Annotated in this window: 13 protein-coding genes; 7 read left to right on the top strand and 6 right to left on the bottom strand. The window is 74.3% G+C overall.

All coding sequences use genetic code 11. The features are described from left to right. Nucleotides 1–72 precede the first annotated feature (72 nt). On the bottom strand, nt 73–1,284 hold the full coding sequence (locus SNR22_RS21985) for an ROK family transcriptional regulator (RefSeq protein WP_320068521.1): 1,212 nt from the start codon (nt 1,282–1,284) through the stop codon (nt 73–75). Between the two features lie 220 nt (nt 1,285–1,504). Between SNR22_RS21985 and SNR22_RS21990 the strand changes: the two genes are divergently transcribed. The 4 genes from SNR22_RS21990 to SNR22_RS22005 are packed head-to-tail and all read left to right on the top strand — an operon-like array spanning nt 1,505 to nt 7,286. Next, nucleotides 1,505–3,172 carry an extracellular solute-binding protein gene (locus SNR22_RS21990; protein WP_320068522.1) on the top strand — a complete coding sequence of 556 codons (1,668 nt, stop codon included), beginning with the start codon at nt 1,505–1,507 and terminating at the stop codon, nt 3,170–3,172. Further along, nucleotides 3,169–4,203 carry an ABC transporter permease gene (locus SNR22_RS21995; RefSeq protein WP_320068523.1) on the top strand — a complete coding sequence of 345 codons (1,035 nt, stop codon included), beginning with the start codon at nt 3,169–3,171 and terminating at the stop codon, nt 4,201–4,203. Before SNR22_RS21990 ends, SNR22_RS21995 begins: the two co-directional genes overlap by 4 nt. Beyond that, on the top strand, nt 4,200–5,177 hold the full coding sequence (locus SNR22_RS22000; RefSeq protein ID WP_320068524.1) for a carbohydrate ABC transporter permease: 978 nt from the start codon (nt 4,200–4,202) through the stop codon (nt 5,175–5,177). The genes SNR22_RS21995 and SNR22_RS22000 overlap by 4 nt, the downstream gene beginning before the upstream one ends. 33 nt (nt 5,178–5,210) lie before the next feature. Beyond that, a complete protein-coding gene (locus SNR22_RS22005) occupies nt 5,211–7,286 on the top strand; it encodes a beta-galactosidase (protein ID WP_320068571.1) in 2,076 nt (691 codons plus the stop codon). Nucleotides 7,287–7,420: 134 nt separating this feature from the next. Here the strand turns inward: SNR22_RS22005 and SNR22_RS22010 are convergent, their stop codons facing one another. Continuing rightward, complete coding sequence (locus SNR22_RS22010; protein WP_320068525.1) at nt 7,421–7,552, bottom strand: hypothetical protein; 132 nt, start codon at nt 7,550–7,552, stop codon at nt 7,421–7,423. A gap of 297 nt (nt 7,553–7,849) precedes the next feature. Here SNR22_RS22010 and SNR22_RS22015 point away from each other — a divergent pair, with 297 nt between their 5' ends. The 3 genes from SNR22_RS22015 (at nt 7,850) to SNR22_RS22025 (ending at nt 10,632) form a co-directional block, all read left to right on the top strand. Beyond that, on the top strand, nt 7,850–8,443 hold the full coding sequence (locus SNR22_RS22015; RefSeq protein ID WP_320068526.1) for an NAD(P)H-dependent oxidoreductase: 594 nt from the start codon (nt 7,850–7,852) through the stop codon (nt 8,441–8,443). 273 nt (nt 8,444–8,716) lie between these two features. Further along, nucleotides 8,717–9,664, top strand: a complete 948-nt coding sequence (locus SNR22_RS22020; RefSeq protein ID WP_320068527.1) for a nucleotidyltransferase family protein — start codon at nt 8,717–8,719, stop codon at nt 9,662–9,664. A gap of 101 nt (nt 9,665–9,765) precedes the next feature. Next, the gene (locus SNR22_RS22025; protein WP_320068528.1) at nt 9,766–10,632 is read left to right on the top strand and encodes an alpha/beta hydrolase; all 867 of its coding nucleotides are present in this window, start codon (nt 9,766–9,768) and stop codon (nt 10,630–10,632) included. A gap of 32 nt (nt 10,633–10,664) precedes the next feature. On the opposite strand, the gene SNR22_RS22030 is transcribed toward SNR22_RS22025, so the two are convergent. From SNR22_RS22030 to SNR22_RS22045, 4 genes are read right to left on the bottom strand one after another with little or no spacing between them, the layout of a single operon-like run. Then, entirely contained in the window at nt 10,665–11,555 is an 891-nt protein-coding gene (locus SNR22_RS22030) for an STM4011 family radical SAM protein (RefSeq protein WP_320068529.1), read from the bottom strand. Further along, entirely contained in the window at nt 11,552–12,877 is a 1,326-nt protein-coding gene (locus SNR22_RS22035; protein ID WP_320068530.1) for an STM4012 family radical SAM protein, read from the bottom strand. The genes SNR22_RS22030 and SNR22_RS22035 overlap by 4 nt, the downstream gene beginning before the upstream one ends. Then, complete coding sequence (locus SNR22_RS22040; protein ID WP_320068531.1) at nt 12,874–13,677, bottom strand: STM4013/SEN3800 family hydrolase; 804 nt, start codon at nt 13,675–13,677, stop codon at nt 12,874–12,876. Before SNR22_RS22040 ends, SNR22_RS22035 begins: the two co-directional genes overlap by 4 nt. Next, on the bottom strand, nt 13,665–14,828 hold the full coding sequence (locus SNR22_RS22045) for an STM4014 family protein (protein WP_320068532.1): 1,164 nt from the start codon (nt 14,826–14,828) through the stop codon (nt 13,665–13,667). Before SNR22_RS22045 ends, SNR22_RS22040 begins: the two co-directional genes overlap by 13 nt.

The raw sequence follows: 14,828 nt of genomic DNA on the forward strand, positions 1-14,828 counted from the left end.
CCGGTTGCCCGGACGGGACGGCTGCCCCGAGGTTGGCACCGCCGGGCCGATCCGGTCAAGGGCTTACGGGGGTCAGCGGGCGGGCAGTTGTCCACTTTCGACGCCGGCCAGCGCGGCCGTCGCGCCGCCGAGTGCGGCGGCGGCCCCGCCGAGGGTGGACGCCTCCAACCGACACCCGCCGGCCTCCGGCGCGAGGGTCCGGGCGGCGAGTTCCGCCCGGGCGGCGGGCAGCAGCCACGGCCCCAGCGCGGCGAAGTGGCCTCCCACCAGCACCGCCTCGGGGTTGACCAGGTTGGCCAGCAGGGCGACCCCGTGCCCCAGGTGATGCCCGATCTCGGTCAGCCCGGCGCGTACCGTCGGGTCGTCCTGCCCGGCCAGGGCACGGATTCGCTCGAGCTCCGGCAGGAAGTCGGTGACCGGGCCGCCCTCGGCGGTGTCGGGCAGCAGTCGGCGTACCACCGCGGGCAGGCCGGTCAGCGCCTCCAGGCAGCCGGCCTGCCCGCAGGCGCAGGCGGGGCCGGCCGGGTCGAGGGACAGGTGCCCGATCTCGCCGGCGAAGCCCCGCCCGCCGCGTAGCAGTCGACCGTCGGCGATCACCCCGGCGCCGATCCCGACGCCGCCGGTGAGATGGACCAGGTCGGACGCCCCGGCGTGGACGCCGTGGCGCTGCTCGGCCAGGGCGGCGAGGTTCGCCGCGTTGTCCACGGTGACGCCGAAGTCCGGGTCGCCCAGCGCGGCGCGCAGCAGGTCGGCGAGGGGGACGTCGCGCCAGCCGAGCGCGGGGGAGAGCGGCACGCAGCCGGCCGGGTCGACCAGGCCGGGCACGCCGACGGTGAGGCCGAGCACGGCCCGCCCCTGGCCGGTGACCCGGCCGAGGGCCCGGCGGGCCAGCGCGGCGAGGGCGTGGACCGTCTCGCCCGGCGCGGCCGACGGCGCGGCGAACGCGCGGCGCCAGGTGAGCAGCCGGTTGCCGCCGAGGTCGACCGCGACCGCCACCACCTCGTCGGTGCCGATCTCCAACCCCAGGGCGGCGTACGGCTCGCCGTCGAGCACGAGCATGGTGGCCGGCCGGCCGACCCGGTGCTCGGTCAGCCCGGTCTCGCGCACCAGCCGCCGGTCGATCAGCTCGGTGACGAGGCTGGAGACGGTGGCCTTGTTGAGTCCGGTGTGCGCCGCGATGTCCGCCCGGGAGCAGGGCGAGTGCACCCGGACGTGGCGCAGCACCACGGCCCGGTTGGCGACCCGGACGTCGCCGAGATCGGTCGGCCGAGGGTCGTTCCGCATGCTGATCAAGATTGTCCGCTCCCTGGGCTGCCGGTGCGATCCCGGTCGGTCCGCGCGTGCATCATCGCGCATCGCGGGTGCCCCGCCGGGCTGCCCCGCACCTCGCCGCTCCCTTGTGGGTCGGATCACCGTCGATTAGTTTGTTCGGCTAGGACCCCAACTAATTCTAGTCGGGCGCTCGTGCTCCGCAAGCCCCGTCACCAGATGAAGGGAGTGCACCGTGAAGCCGTCCCCGCCGGGCGCATCCACCGATCGCCGGACCATGCTGCGCCTGCTCGGTCTCGGCGCCGCCGCGACGATGGGCGGCGCCACCCTCACCGCCTGCAGCAAGGAGGCCGGCAGCAAGGGCAGCGCCACCAAGGCCGACGCCATTCGGTCCGTGCTGCCCACCCACCGGCCCGCCGAGCTGCTGAAGCCGGACATCCCCGGCGAGGGGCCCATCCCCGACGGCTACCTCAACTACCCCCGCCAGCTCGTCGACGCGGTCACCGAGCAGCCCGGCCGGGGCGGTGGGGCGATCCGCACCATGAGCCCCTGGTGGGGCCCCACCCCGCCGACCCTGGGCAACAACTCCTACCTGGCGGCGGTCAACGCCAAGCTGGGCGTCGAGGTGAACCCGAGCCTGCAGGACGGCACCACCTACGCCGACAAGCTCAACGCGATGCTCGGCGCCCGGGACGTGCCCGACCTGCTCAGCGTGCCGAACTGGGAGGTCGACAAGGTCGCCCGGTTCTCCGACGCGGTCAAGGCGCTCTTCGAGGACCTGACCGACCACCTCAGGGGCGACGCCGCCGCGAAATACCCGTACCTCGCCGCGCTGCCCACCGGCGCGTGGGAGTACTCGGTCTGGGGCGGGCGGCTCGCCGCGGTGCCGTTCCCCACCGATGGCCCGTTCGCCTGGGCGCTGTTCCACCGCAAGGACCTCGTCGACAAGGCCGGCCTGGCCACCCCCACCACCCCCGACGAGCTGCACGAGCTGGGGAAGAAGCTCACCGACCCGGGCAAGGGGGTCTGGGCCTTCGGCAGCGTCTTCGACATGGTCCAGCAGTTCTTCGGCTGCCAGCAGACCTGGCGCAAGAAGCCGGGCGGCGGCCTGGAGCACAAGTTCGAGAACCCGGCCTACCGCGCCGCGCTGGAGTTCACCGCGAGGCTGTTCTCCGACGGGCTGGTGCACCCCGACACGGTGGCCAGCAAGGGTGCCGACGAGAAGCAGCTGTTCAAGGCCGGCAAGATCATCCTGTTCCAGGACGGCCTCGGCGCCTGGCAGGGCATGCAGGGCGAGCAGAGCAAGGTGCTGCCGAGCTTCGCCATGCAGCCGCTGCCGGTGTTCGGCACGGGCGGTGGCCCCGCGGTTGTCTGGGGCAGCGAGAAGCCGGTCTTCTTCACCTTCCTCAAGAAGGGCCTCGGCGCCGAGCGGGTAGCCGAGCTGCTGGGCGTGCTCAACTGGTGCGCCGCGCCGTTCGGCAGCCGCGAGTTCGAGCTGCGCGAGTACGGCGTGGACGGCAGGCACTTCACCCGGGCGGCCGACGGCAGCCCGGTCCCGACCGAGCTGGGCCGCAAGGAACTGGGCGCCCAGTACACCCACATCGGCGGCCGGGTCCCGGTGAAGGTCCGCAGCGGTGACACCCCGAACTTCGTCCGGGACTACCTGGACTACTACCAGAAGAACATCGGCCTGCTGGAGAAGGACCTCTTCGCCGGGATCAAGCTGGAGCTGCCCGCCAACTGGTCGAAGATCATCCAGCCGACGGAGGACAAGATCCGGGACATCCTGCGCGGTCGCCGCCCGATCGGCGACCTCGACCGGGTGACGAAGGACTTCCTCGCCTCCGGCGGCGAGGAGGGGCGCGCGTTCTTCGAAAAGGCGCTCGCCGACAACGGCCGATGAGCGCCCCGGGCACCGTCGGCGTGGTCGACGCGCCGGCGGCCGGCCAGCCACCGCCCCCGGGGCCGCGCAGGCCCCGGGGGCGGGGCGGCCGGCCCCGCCCCCGGGCCACCCTGCGGGCCCGGCTGCGCCGGGACTGGCCGTTGCTGGCGATGACCGCACCGGCCGCCGCGCTGCTGCTGGTCTTCCACTACCTGCCCACGCTGGGCAACATCATCGCCTTCCAGGACTACAACCCGTTCGTCGGCGACGACCCGGTCGAGGCGTTCCTGCGCAGCGAGTGGATCGGCTTCGGCAACTTCGAGGCCCTCTTCGCCGACCCGCTCTTCTGGGACGCCGTCCGCAACACCCTCACCATCACCACCTTCCAGATCGTGTTCTTCTTCCCGCTGCCGATCCTGTTGGCGATCCTGCTCAACAGCCTGGTCTCGGGGCGGATGCGCGGGTTCGTGCAGAGCGTCGTCTACCTGCCGCACTTCTTCAGCTGGGTGCTGGTGGTGACGTTCTTCGTGCAGATGCTCGGCGGGGCCGGCCTGCTGGCCCAGGAGATGCGCGAGGCCGGCCTCCAGCCGTGGAACGTGATGACCAACCCGGACACCTTCATCCTGCTGGTGACCGCCGAGTCGGTGTGGAAGGACGTCGGCTGGGGCGCGATCGTCTTCCTGGCCGCGCTGGCCGCGATCGACACCAACCTGTACGAGGCGGCGGCGGCCGACGGGGCGGGCCGGTGGCGGCGGCTGTGGCACATCACCCTGCCCGGCCTGCGCCCGGTGATCGTGCTGCTGCTCATCATGCGGCTGGGCGACGCGCTCTCGGTCGGCTTCGAGCAGTTCATCCTCCAGCGGGAGGCGGTCGGCCGGGACGCCGCCGAGGTGCTCGACACGTTCGTCTACTACCAGGCGATCGCCACCCAGCAGTGGGGGCTGGGCGCCGCGGCCGGGCTCTTCAAGGCCGTGGTCGGGCTGATCCTCATCGTGGCCGCCAACAAGATCGCACACCGACTCGGTGAACAGGGGGTGTACTCCGCGTCATGACAGCGCAGCTCAGTAACGCCGCACCGGCGCCGGCGGGGCCGACGGTGAACGCTGCGCCGCCGGCCCGTCGGCGTCACCCCGGGCGGGCCCCATGGGAGGAGCCGCCGTCGCCGGCCGGCGTCCTCGGCAAGGGCGTCGTGCTCACCCTGCTCGTCGCGGCCGTGCTCGTTCCCCTCTGGGCGGTGCTGGTCACCAGCCTCGCCTCCCGGGACACGATCGACGCGGCCGGCGGCATGGTGCTGGTGCCCCGCGAGATCGACCCGTCCGCGTACGTCACCATCTTCACCGGCGGCCAGATCACCCGGGCCGTCTGGATCAGCACCCTGGTCACCGTGCTCGGCACGACGGTGAGCCTGGTGCTCACCGTCCTCGCCGCGTACGGGCTGTCCCGGCCGGGCTCGGTGGGGCACCGGGGGCTGCTGTTCTTCTTCCTGCTGACGTTCCTGATCTTCCCCGGCCTGGTGCCCAGCTACCTGGTGGTAACCGGCCTCGGGCTCAAGGACAGCATCTGGTCGCTGATCCTGCCCGGCGCGATCAGCGTGTTCAACCTGGTGGTCGTCCGGGCGTTCTTCATGAACGTGCCCGGGGAACTGCTGGACAGCGCCCGCATCGACGGGGCGGGGGAGTTCCGGATCCTCACCCGGATCATGCTGCCGCTGTCGAAGGCGGTGATCGCGGTGGTCGGCCTCTTCTACGCCGTCGGCTACTGGAACGCCTACTTCAACTCGGTGCTCTACATCGACGACAACGACAAGTTCCCGATCCAGCGGGTGCTGCAGAGCTACATCCTGGCCGGCCAGTCACCGAACGTCTCGGGCGCCTCGATCAGCCTGCCCGGCGTCACGGCGTACCCGCCGACCCTGGCGGTGAAGATGGCCGTGGTGGTGGTGACCGTCGTACCGGCGGTGATCGTCTACCCGTTCGTGCAGCGGCACTTCACCAAGGGCGTCATCACCGGCGCGGTGAAGGGCTGACGGGTTGTCCGACCAGTGAACGGACGGTGCGAGATGTGGGACGAGGGCCGGCTGCGCTACGGCGGGGACTGGAATCCGGAGCAGTGGCCGGCCGAGGTGTGGGCCGAGGACGTCGACCTGATGCGCCAGGCCCGGGTCAATCTCGTCACGGTCGGCGTCTTCTCCTGGTCCCGCCTCGAACCCGCCCCCGGCCGGTACGACTTCGACTGGCTCGACCGGGCGCTGGACCTGCTGCACGACGGCGGCATCGCCGTGGCCCTGGCCACCCCCACGGCCTCGCCGCCGCCCTGGTTCTCGCTGGCCCACCCCGGCGCGCTGCCGGTGACCGCCGACGGGGTGCGGCTGCACCACGGCAGCCGGGACACCTACTGCGCCGCCGCGCCCGCGTATCGGGCCGCCGCCCGCCGGATCGCCGGCGTCCTCGCCGACCGGTACGCCCACCACCCGGCGTTGGCGCTGTGGCACGTGCACAACGAGTACGGCACCATGTGTCACTGCGAGCACGCCGCGCGGGAGTTCCGGCGCTGGCTGGCCGCCCGACACGGCGACCTCGACGCCCTGAACGCCGCCTGGGCCACCAGCTTCTGGGGCCAGCACTACTCCGCCTGGGCGCAGATCAGCACCCCCCGGGCCACCCAGTACCTGGCCAACCCGGGGCAGTTGCTCGACTTCCGCCGGTTCTGGTCCGACATCCTGCTCGCCGCGTACGCCGAGCAGCGCGACCTGCTGCGGGCGGCGAACCCGGCGATGCCGGTGACCACCAACTACGTCCTCGGCGACTGGGTGCCGGTGGACCACGCCCGCTGGGCGTCCGAGGTGGACCTGGTGGCGATCGACCACTACCCGTCGGCCGTCGACGGCGGCGCCGAGGAGCAGACCGCGCTCGCCGCGGACCTGGCCCGCGGCTGGGCCCGGCACGGTGCCCGACTGCGCCCGAACGCGGCCGAACCCGGCCGCGCCGACCCGCGCGGTGGGCTACCCCGGGTGCCCGGCGACGCCAACGGGGGCGCGGCGTGGCTGCTGATGGAGACCGCCCCGAACCTCATCCACACGGCCGGGCGGATGCACACCAAGGAGCCCGGCCGGATGGCCCGGCACAGCCTGGCCCACGTCGCCCGGGGCTCCCGGGGCGCGATGTACTTCCAGTGGCGGGCCTCGGTCGGCGGGGCGGAACGCTTCCACTCCGCCCTCGTGCCGCACGCCGGCCCGGACAGCCGGGTGTTCCGGGAGACCGTCGCGCTCGGCGCGGCCCTGGAGCGGATCGCCGAGGTCGACGGTGCGGCCGTCGAGGCGTCCGTGGCGATCGGCGGGGACGCCGCCTGTGGGTGGGCCCTGCAACACCCCGGGCTGCCCGCCGAGCGGCTGAACCACCACCGGGAGGTCGCGGCGGCGCACCGGGCGCTCTGGCGGGCCGGCTTCGGCTGCGACGTGGTCGCCCCGGGCGACCCCCTCGACGGGTACGGGCTGCTCGTCCTTCCCGCGCTGTACCTGGCCTCCGACGCCACCGCCGAGTGGGTCCGGGCCTTCGTCCACGGCGGCGGGCACCTCGTGGTGACCTGGCTCAGCGGGGTCGCCGACGAGCACGCCCGGGTCCGGCCCGGCGGATATCCGGGGGCGTTCCGCGACGTCCTCGGCGTCCGGGTGGAGGAGTTCCACCCCCTCGCCGACGGCGACGAGGTGCCCCTGGCCGGGGGCGGGACGGGGCGGATCTGGACCGAGACCGTCCGGCTCGCCGGGGCCGAGACGATCCTGGCGTACGCCGGCGGGGTACTCGCCGGTCAGCCGGCCGTGACCCGCCACCGGTACGGCGCCGGCACCGCCTGGTACGTCTCCACCCGCCCCGACGACGAGACCTACGGCCGGCTGCTCGCCGAGGCGGCCCTCGCCGCCGGCGCGGCCCCGACCTGCCCGGCCGCCCCGACCGGGGTGGAGGCGGTGCGCCGCCGCGGCCCGCGGGGGAGTTGGCTCTTCCTGTTCAACCACACCGACCGGGCGCACCGGGTGTCGGCCGCCGGGGTGGAGTTGCTCACCGGCGCGGCGGTCGACACCGCCGTGGAGGTGCCCGCCGGGGGAGCCGCCGTCATCCGGGAGGCCGCCTCCGAACGCTGACCCCGGCCCGGCCGGTCGTCAGCCCCAGGCCCGGGGCGGCCCGCCCGTACGATCGTGGAGAGCCGCCCCGGGCGGCGGCGGCTCCGCTGAGGCACCCCTCACACCGCGCCGACGCCCTCCGACGCAGGGTGCGGTCAACCCGGTCCCCGACCCACCGGGTAGCCGATCCGGGCCAGCTCCCCGGCGAGCGCGTCGAGAGCGTGTCGCGCGCCGAGCCGGCGCAGCAGCTCCGGGGTCACCGGCCGCAGCGCGAAGACCTCCCGCACGGCGTCCAGGTCGACCGGTCGCCCGTAGTAGCCCCGGGCCCAGTCCTGGTACGCCTCCGGCGTCGCGTCGGTGAGCAGCCCGAAGAGGAAGTCGGCCCCGTCGTCGCCGTCGGCCGGGAGCGCGATGTCGCCCGCGACCCTCGCTGAGGCTGACGCCCGTCCCCTTCGTCACCTTGACCTTGACCTTGGTTGAGGTTCTATCGTCGGTCGCAGTGGTCGTCGTCGAGGCGACCGGACCGGCCGTGCACCGGGGACACCGGTGCGCGCGTCGGAACACGAGTGATTGTGGAGGCAGATGTGTCGGAGTCGCCGTACCAGCTTGCGGTCATTCTCGGCAGCGTCCGCCCGGGACGGTTCGGTCCCGTGGTGGCGAATTGGCTGGTCAGGCAGGTCGAGCAGCGGGGCGACGTGGCCGTCGACGTGATCGACCTGGCGGACCCCGCGCGCCCGGTGACCGGTGGGAGCACCCCGGTCGTCACCGGACAGGACGACGCCGAGAAGGCGCTCGGCTTCGCCGAGCGGATCGGCAGGGCGGACGCCTTCGTGGTCGTCACGCCGGAGTACAACCACGGCTACCCGGGAGAGCTGAAGGTCGCCATCGACTCGGTGAACATGCAGTGGCACGCCAAGCCGGTCGGCTTCGTGTCCTACGGCGGTATCTCCGGCGGCCTGCGGGCGGTGGAGCAGCTGCGCCTGGTCTTCGCCGAGCTGCACACGGTGACCGTCCGCGAGACGGTCAGCTTCGCCATGTGTCACGGCAAATTCGACGAGGCCGGCGAGCCGCTGGAGAGCGGGCCGGTGAACCAGGCGGCAAAGGCGCTGCTGGAGCAGCTCGGCTGGTGGGCGCGCGTGCTGCGCGACGCCCGGGCGAACCGGCCGTACGGGGCCTGAGTCCACTGCGGCCGCCGGTCACCGGAGCCGGGGAGGGGGCGTACGGTGCCGGCGCGCCTCCTCCCCTCGCCGCCTGTCGCGCTCCGGCCACCCGATCCCGGGACGCACTCCTCGCCCGTTCCGCCCGCCGACGAATCGGCCAACCCGGGCCGGAGCGTCGGGGCCGCCCGAACAGTGGCCATAAATTAGTATCAGTCGCGCATTAAGCTGTATTTCGGTGATGTCGCGGAATGGCGAATCGACGAGCGGACGGCGAAGCCCATGATGACGGGGATGCCCCACCCGCCGGCGAACATCTCCGGCCTGCCGGCTGCGGTCCGTCACCTGGCACTGGACTCCGCCGCGCTGGCCGCGGCCGACCTGCTCCGGCGACACGGGATCGGCAGCGTGCTCCTCAAGGGCGCGGGCCTCGCGCACCGGCTCGGCGTGCGGCACACCCGCAGCTACGGCGACGTCGACCTGCTCGTCGCGCCGGCCGCCTTCGCCGCCGCCCAGGCGACGCTGGCCGCCGCCGGTTACCGGGCCCGGGTGGCGGAGCACCTGGCCGACGACTGGGAGCTCTGGCACGAGCGGTCCTGGGGGACGCCCGACCCGATCCCGCTCACCATCGACCTGCACCGTGGCTTCGCCGGGGTCGGTGACCCCGAGGTGCTGTGGCGGGAGGTGGACGCCGGCGCCGAGTCGATGGCGCTCGTCGGCGGCGCGGTGCGCGTGCCCGGCCCGGCCTGCGCCGCGCTCTTCGTCGCGCTGCACGCGGCGTCCCCCGGGGTGAGCGTGAAGCCCCGGGCGGATCTCGCCCTGGCGGTGGAGGCGCTGTCCCGCGACGTGTGGACGGCGGCGGCGACGGTCGCCGCCGCGTGCGCGGCGACGCCGGCCTTCGCGGTCGGGCTGCGAACCCTTCCCGCCGGGGCGGCGTTGGCAGCGGAGCTGAACCTGCTCGACAGCTGCCCCCTGGACCAGCGGCTCGTCGCCCGGCAGGCGTCCCGCACGGCGATCGGCCTGGCCCGCGTCACACGACTGCCGACCTGGCGGACGCGGGCCCGGTTCCTCGGCCGCCGGGTCCTGCCCCTGCCGGGTCAGCTCCGCCACGCCGACCCGCTCGCCCGGCGCGGCACCGCGGGCCTGCTGCTCGCGTACGCCAATCGGATCGTCCGGCACCTGCGCCGGCTGCCGCGCGCCGTCGGGGAGGTACGCGGCGCACGCCGGGCCGACCGGCACTGACCGCCCGCCCCCGAGGTCCGCCGAACGCCGGCTCGGCGCGCGTCAGCCGGGCAGGCAGGTGAGGGATGGACGGCGAAACGCCCATCGGCCACCCTGGGGGCATGGAACATCAGATCGACGTCGCCCCCGGGGTGCGGTTGTGGGCCGAGGAGCGCGGTGACCCGGCCGCCTCAACGTTGCTGCTCGTCATGGGCGCGAACGCCTCCGGCCTGACCTGGCCGGACTCCCTGCTGGACGCCTTGGCCCGCCGGCATCGCGTCATCCGCTACGACCACCGCGACACCGGCCGCTCGACCTGGCCCTTCGCCGAGCACCCGTACCCGCTCACCGAGCTTGCCACCGACGTCGTGCGGCTCCTCGACGCGCTGGGCATCGCGCGCGCCCACGTGGTCGGCATGTCCATGGGCGGCATGCTGACGCAGCTGTTGCTGCTGGAGCACCCCGAGCGGCTGGCGACGGCGACCCTCGTCGGCACCACCCCGATGGACGGTGCTCCCACCGACCTGCCGGGGATCGACCCCACCCTGCTGGAGTTCTGGGAGACGATGTTCGAGCCGCGGGACCGCGCTGCCGAAATCGCCTGGCGCGTCCGGCACTGGCGCATCCTCAACGGCGGCGAGTTGCCCTTCGACCCCGAGGAGTTCCGGCGTCGGGAGGAGCGCATCATCGATCACGCGGGGCGCCCCGACAACCCCGCCGCCCACGCCCTGGCCAGTCAGGACGGCCTCGACCGCGCCGTGGAGCTGGCGGCGGTCAGCACGCCCGTCCTCGTGGTCGACTCCCCGGCCGACCCCATCGCCGGCAGCGCCTCCGCGCGGCACCTCGCGACGCTGGTGGGCAACGCCCGGCTCGTCACCGTCCCCGGGCTGGGCCACGCCCTGTCGGAGGCGGTCGGCCCACGGCTCGCCGAGGTGATTCTCGACCACACGACGTCTCACGAGCCGGCCGAGCGGCCCCTGCCGACCTGAACGAGCGGCCCTCGCGACCCTGACCCGCGGCGTCAGCCGCGCGGCCAGCCGGCCGGGATTCGTTCCAGCAGCCCGCCGGCGAACACGTCGCGCAGCCCGAGCGGCTTGAGGTGGACGTACCCGATGTGGCAGTCGCAGACCGCGTTGACGCACCTCCGGGGGCGCAGCGCGGCCCGCCACGACCCGTCGTACAGGTTGCCGATCGGCTCGTCGATGAAGTGGCAGCGGCGCACCGTGCCGTCGCCGCGCACGGAGATCGCCGTCTCTCCGGCGTGGCACGGCCGGTCCAGCGACAGGTGTGGGCGCACGCTGTAGCCGAAGAGCGGGTCCAGCGCCGTCCAGGTGGCCTCTTCGGCGGCGTCGTAGCGGCGCCCCTCAGCGGCGTTGACCCAGAGGTAGACCTCGGGCGGCAGCGCCGCGCGCAGGGCTTGTGCCTCGGCCAGGTGCTCCGGCAGGCCGACCACTCCCACCGAGAACCGCACCCCCAGCTCCGCCAGCCGCGCGCAGCGGGCCAGGAAGCGCTCCCGGGTGACCTGCCCGGGGTGGTACGTGGTCCACAGCGCCGCCCGGGTCGGATCGGCGTCGGCCAGCCAGTCCACCCGGGCGGCCAGGTTGGTCTGGATGACCACCCGCCGTACGTGCGGCAGCTGCGACAGCGACACCAGCGCGTCCCGGTACCAGCGGCGGGTCAGCCCCTCGCCCCACGGGGTGAACAGCACCGACAGTCGGGCGTCCGTGGTGGCGGCCACCCAGTCGGTGAACCGGGCGAGGGCCGCCCGGTCGGCGGCCAGCAGCTCCGGCGGGTCGCGCCGCTTCGCGAACGGGCAGTACGGGCAGTCGTAGTTGCAGCTCGCCAGGGGCCCCCGGTAGAGGATCGCCAGGCCCGCCTCCCCGCCTTCCCCGCACCGGTCGGAGTGGTTCACCGTGGCACGTACCCGGTCATCGCGCGGCGCACCTGCGCGGAGGTCAGCCACGGGCCGATCGCGTCGGAGCGGCCCAGACCGGCCGGGGTGAGCCGCAGCCCGCCGTCGGCGGCCCAGCCCCGCTCGACCAGCCGCCCCAGCTCCGGGAAGTCCTCCGCGGGCGGGCGGCCGAACCGGGCGGTGTACGCGACGCCGTCCACGCCCTCGGCGCGCAGCAGCGACTTCAGCAGCCACCGGCGTCGCTGCTCGGCGTCGTCGAGGGGGAACCCGAACTCGGCGAACCGGAAGTCGTCGGCCGGGCGGGTCAGGTAGTCATCGAGCACCGCCCGGACCTCGGTCACGCTCACCGCGTAATCGAACGAGTAGTGCAGGCCCGTGGTGTACGAGCGGGCACCGCAGCCCAGACCCACCATCCCGTCGTCCTGGCAGCAGTAGTCCGGCCCGTCCGGCGCCACCACGTCGGCCCGGCGGAACTGCCGCATCGACTCCTGCCGGTACCCGGCCGCGCCCAGGACCTCCACCGCCTGCGCGTACAGGGCGAGCCGCTGGGCGTCCCAGTCGGCCCGGCCGTGCGCCCGCCGGCCCAGCCCGGTCAGCGGCCGCACGTAGAGCGGGTACAGGTACAGCTCCTCCGGCCGCCACGCCAATGCCGCCTCCAGGCTCTGCCGCCAGGTGTCGGCGGTCTGCCCGTCGATGCCGTAGATCAGGTCCACGTTGAGCACCGGGATCGCCGCATCGCGGATCGCGCCGAGGGCCGCTTCCACCTCCGCGCGGCGCTGTGGCCGACCGGCGGCGCGGGCCTCGACGTCGAGGAAGCTCTGCACCCCGATGCTCGCCCGGGTCGTGCCGTGCGCGGCGAGCACCGCGAGCCGGTCCGGCGTCGCGGTGGCCGGCGAGGTCTCCACCGACAGCGGTACGCCGGGCAGCCGCGCGCCCAGCGTGGACGTGGCGATGTCGAACAGCTCGGTCAGCTCGTCGGCGGTCAGGTAGGTGGGGGTGCCCCCGCCGAACGCCGTCCGGGCGTACCCGGTGTCGCCGCCGAGCGCGTCGGCGACCCGCTCGGCCTGCCGGCGCAGCTGCCGCAGGTACGCGGTGACCTGTTCGGCGGGAGCGCCGGTGCGGGTGAACAGGTTGCAGAACCCGCAGCGCATCTCGCAGAACGGCACGTGGACGTAGAGGAAGAGCGCGTCGCGCGGCTGCGCCCGCCACACGTCGGCGAGCAGCGGCCGGGGCCGTAGCGCCCGGTACGAGGTCTTGTGCGGGTACGCGTACAGGTACTGCTGGTACGGCGAGCCGTCGAGGCCCGTGTCGGTGCTGGTCACCATTCTCCCGGTTGCAGGGTGAGGTGGGCGTACGGGACCGTCCACACCACGTCGTGGCCGATCCGGTGGCCGGTGTGGCCGTCCTCCCCGTACGCCGTGCCGTGGTCGGAGCAGATGATCGTGAACACCGGCCGGCCGCGCCCGGTGAGCAGGTCGAACAGCCGGCCGATGCGGGTGTCGACGTACTCCAGGGCGGCGGCGTGGCTGGCCCGGTCGTCGTGTGCGGCACCGGGGACGTAGTGCCGGTTGGGCTGGTGCAGCGCCGCGACGTTGAGGAACGTGAACAGCGGCTGCCGCGCGGGGACCCGGGGCAGCACCTCGGCCAGCCGGTCGAGCTGGGCGTCCAGGCAGGTGGGGGAGGTGACCCCGAACTCCGGCTCCCAGTGCGCCTCGGCGAACAGGCCGGGCAGCACCGACCCGAGCGGGCTGCGCCGGTTGAAGAACCCCACCCCGCCCAGGCAGAGCGTGTGGTAACCCTCCCCGGCCAGGGCGGTCGGCAGGTCAGGCGCGTCGAAGACCCAGGTGTCGGAGCCCGCGGTTTCGCTGCCGGGGAACGCCGCCGCGTACAGCCGCTCGTGCCGGCCCGGGGTGACCGGGGTGGGCAGGAAGCCGGCGAAGAACGCGTGGTGCGCGGCGTAGGTGAAGCTGGCGGGGGAGTGCCGGCGCTCCCACCGGCCACCCGGCAGCGCCCGCGCCAGCCGTGGGGTGCGTCCGGCGGCGGCCAGCGCATCGGCCACGTCCCAGCGCAGTGTGTCCAGGGTGACCAGGCAGATGTCGTGGCTGCCGATCAGGCTCCGCACGCCGCCACCGCCCGCCCGGTCGCGGGCTGCGGGGTCTCCGCCTCCGGCCCGGTCGCGGGCTGCGGGGTCTGCGCCCCGCCGCCCCGGGTGGCGGCGTCGCGCCACGCCTCCCACCGGCCGCTGGTCAGCGCCTGCACCTGCTCGGCGTAGCTGTCCCGGCCGTCGACCAGCACCCCGGGCAGCAGGTCACCGAACGCGTTGACCTCCGCCACCGCGTGCCGCCGCCAGCCGAGCAGGAACATCAGGTCGACGCCGACGTGCAGGCTGCGCGGGAAGCACGCCGCCGCCCGCTCGCAGGTCTCCATCGCCGCCGCCCACGCCGCCGGCCCGGCCGCCGATCGCAGCGCGGCCAGGTCACCCCGGGCGTTACCCAGGTGCAGGTTCGTCATCGGCCCCCGGGAGGCGCGAACCACCGCGTGGGTGGGCCGGCCGGCGACCACCACCACCCGCAGGTCGACGACCCGGTCGCCGAGCCCCGCCTTGGGCAGCCACCGCTCCACGTGCAGCCCTTCCGGGGCGAGCCGGTCGACGAGCGCGGCGACGGTGGCCTCGTCGTCGTAGTGGCGCACCCGCAGGGAGTTGAACAGGCCGTCCGGGGCCACCTCGATCGGGGTGACCGCCCGCACCCGGCTGGGACCGACCGCGAGGGCGATCACTCCGGCCGCCGACGAGCCGTGCGCGGGCTTGACGAATACCCGCGCCCAGCCCGCCTGCGCCATCGCCGCGCGCAGCCCCGCGTACCCGTCGACCGGCGGCAGCGCGCCCGGCACCGCCACCCCGGCGGCGGCCAGCAGCGCGTGGCAGAGCCGCTTGTCGCAGAGCGCCGCCACGTCGGCCGGGTCGTTGAGCAGTTCCGCGCCGCCGGCGGCGACCCGGCCGAGACCGTCGACCAGCCCCGCGTACGTGTCGGCGAGACCGATCAGCTCGCCGTGCCGGGCCGGGCTGGCCGCCCGACGCAGCAGCCGGTCCACCTCCGGGTCCTCGCCGGGGGAGTCGACGCGCACCAGGGCGTCCGCCGGCGGCGGTGCCGCGCCGGTGAGCACGTCGACCCAGGGCAGCACCGTCGGCCGGGGCAGGCCGGCGGCCAGCACGGCCCGGGTGAACAGGCCGACGCGCCGGTTGTCGGGGTTGCCGACGACGGTCAGCCGCAT

Origin of the sequence: Micromonospora sp. RTGN7 (assembly GCF_033804645.1) — a bacterium.
Classification (GTDB): Bacteria; Actinomycetota; Actinomycetes; order Mycobacteriales; family Micromonosporaceae; genus Micromonospora.